Origin of the sequence: Bradyrhizobium sp. 62 (genome assembly GCF_023073035.1) — a bacterium.
Taxonomy (GTDB): Bacteria; Pseudomonadota; Alphaproteobacteria; order Rhizobiales; family Xanthobacteraceae; genus Bradyrhizobium.
The window spans coordinates 1,222,406-1,224,612 of record NZ_JADPIT010000015.1 but is presented as its reverse complement, the minus strand read 5'-3'; the positions used below and the strand labels follow the sequence as shown (position 1 = coordinate 1,224,612).

General features: G+C 67.2%; 2 protein-coding genes. Both read right to left on the bottom strand.

Annotated elements, in window-relative coordinates; translation table 11 throughout:
* Nucleotides 1-1,139, bottom strand: a 1,139-nt coding sequence (locus IVB47_RS16420) for a dihydroorotase (protein ID WP_247463191.1), incomplete at its 3' end; no start/stop codon positions are given.
* A gap of 5 nt (nt 1,140-1,144) precedes the next feature.
* Nucleotides 1,145-2,092: an aspartate carbamoyltransferase catalytic subunit gene (locus tag IVB47_RS16415; protein ID WP_007603315.1), complete on the bottom strand. Its 948-nt coding sequence runs from the start codon at nt 2,090-2,092 to the stop codon at nt 1,145-1,147.
* Between the last annotated feature and the right edge of the window lie 115 nt (nt 2,093-2,207).

Below are 2,207 nucleotides of genomic sequence, written 5' to 3'. Positions count from 1 at the left end.
CCTGTGCGCAGGGTTCCGCCGGGCAATCCCAAAATCTCGGCCGGCCGGGTCGACATCGCCCGGATCAGCGTCTTGAGGTCCAGCTCGTCATTGTGCACGAGGCGAAGGCCCGCCGGGAGCATGGTCTCCAGCCCGATGGCGCCGGGGGCAGCTTCCGCGAAAGGCAGGCGCTTGACCTCGACGTCCTGCGGATTGTGGTCGGACATGATGACGTCGACGAGGCCGGAGGCGACGGCGGCGACCAGCGCGCGGCGGTCGTCCTCGGTGCGCAGCGGCGGCGACAGCTTCAGGAACGAACGGTAAGGGCCGATGTCGTTCTCGTTCAGTGCAAGGTGGTTGATCGAGGCCGAGGCGGTCACGGCGAGGCCGGCGTCGCGGGCGCGCTTGAGCACGTCGAGCGACTCGATGCAGGTCAGCGAGGCCGCGTGATAGCGGCCGCCGGTGAGCGCGACCAGGCGCATGTCGCGCTCCAGCATCACGGCCTCCGCCGCGTTCGGGATGCCCATCAGGCCGAGCCGCGAGGCGAATTCGCCCTCGTTCATCACGCCTTCGCCGACGAGATCGCGATCCTCGGTGTAGTGCACGATCAGCGCGTCGAAATCGCGCGCGTAGGTCAAGGCGCGGCGCATCACCTGCGCGTTGATCACGCTCTTGTCGCAGTCGCTGAAGGCGATCGCGCCGGCCGCCTTGAGCAGGCCGAACTCGGTCATCTCCTCGCCGTGCATGCCCTTGGTCAGCGCCGCCATCGGCTGGATGTTGACGATCGCGGTGTCGCGGGCGCGACGCATCACGAAGTCGACGGTCGCCGAGTTGTCGATCACCGGCAAGGTATCGGGCTGGCAGATGATGGTGGTGATGCCGCCGGTCGCAGCCGCCTGGCTCGCGGAGGCGAAGGTCTCGCGATGGCTGAAGCCCGGCTCGCCGACAAAGGCGCGCATGTCGACCAGCCCGGGTGCGACGATCTTGCCGGCGCAGTTGACGACGTCGGTGCCCTCGGGAACGCCGGCAGCGCCAATGCCGCGGCGGGTCTCCCGGATGATGCCGTCGGCAATCAGGACGTCGCCGGGGCCATCGAAATCCCGGGAGGGGTCGACGACGCGGGCGTTGGCAAGCAGGATGGGTCGGCGGTCGGTCAACATGAGCATCACGCGTTCGGCAGGTTGCGGGCGAGCGCTTCCAGCACCGCCATGCGCACGGCCACGCCCATTTCCACCTGTTCGCGGATCAGGGACTGCGCGCCGTCAGCGACCGCAGTGTCGATCTCGACGCCGCGGTTCATGGGGCCGGGATGCATGACGAGGGCGTCTGGCTTGGCGTAGGCGAGCTTCTTCTGATCCAGCCCGAAATAATGGAAATACTCGGAGGTCGACGGCACGAAGGAGCCGTTCATGCGCTCGCGCTGGAGCCGCAACATCATGACGATATCGGCGCCGTTGAGCCCCTCGCGCATGTCGCGCGCGACCTCGACGCCCATCCGCTCGATGCCGGGCGGCAGCAGCGTGGAGGGGCCCACGACGCGGACGCGGGCGCCCATCGCGTTGAGCAGGATGATGTTGGAGCGGGCGACGCGCGAATGCAGCACGTCGCCGCAGATCGCGACCACGAGGCCCTCGAGCCGACCCTTGTTGCGGCGGATGGTCAGCGCGTCGAGCAGGGCTTGTGTCGGATGCTCATGCGCGCCGTCGCCGGCATTGATCACGGAACCGTCGACCTTGCGGGCCAGCAGTTCCACCGCGCCGGAGGCGTGATGGCGCACCACCAGGATATCCGGGTGCATGGCGTTGAGCGTCATGGCGGTGTCGACCAGCGTCTCGCCCTTTTTGATGGACGAGGAGGACACCGACATGTTCATGACGTCGGCGCCCAGCCGTTTGCCGGCGAGCTCGAACGAGGATTGGGTCCGGGTGGAAGCCTCGAAGAAGAGGTTCACCTGCGTCCGTCCGCGCAGGACGGTGCGCTTCTTGTCAACCTGGCGGTTGAGCTCGACATATTCTTCGGACAGGTCGAGGAGGCCGGTGATGTCGGCCGCGGAAAGGCCCTCGATGCCCAGCAAATGCCGGTGGCCGAGGACGAAGGTCGATTTCGATGTCATTAAAGCGAGAGCTATAGGCGGGGATGGCCGGGGGGGCAAGGGCCAAAGCCCGGGCGGGGAGTTATCCCCCGATCTGTCGGTCTTATCGCTGTGGCGTGAGCTGTCCCCGACTTCT